The following is a 241-nucleotide window of genomic DNA, read 5'->3' as shown; positions in this document are numbered from 1 at the left end:
ATTTGAACTGACGACCTTCGGGTTATGAGCCCGACGAGCTACCAGACTGCTCCATCCCGCGTCCGAATGACCTACAATAAGTAGGAAGCCCTAAAGGTTTTAATTCTCTTTAGAAGAATTGGTTGCGGGAGCCAGATTTGAACTGACGACCTTCGGGTTATGAGCCCGACGAGCTACCAGACTGCTCCATCCCGCGTCCGAATGACCTACAATAAGTAGGAAGCCCTAAAGGTTTTAATTC

General features: G+C 49.0%; 1 tRNA gene. It reads right to left on the bottom strand.

Annotated features, from left to right (window positions below):
- Nucleotides 1-119: 119 nt before the first annotated feature.
- A tRNA-Met gene (locus H4J52_RS03105) sits at nt 120-196 on the bottom strand.
- Nucleotides 197-241: the final 45 nt, after the last annotated feature.

The sequence above is a fragment of the Colwellia sp. MB02u-14 genome, assembly GCF_014076915.1.
Classification (GTDB): Bacteria; Pseudomonadota; Gammaproteobacteria; order Enterobacterales; family Alteromonadaceae; genus Colwellia_A.
This window is presented reverse-complemented; position numbering and strand designations above follow the sequence as displayed.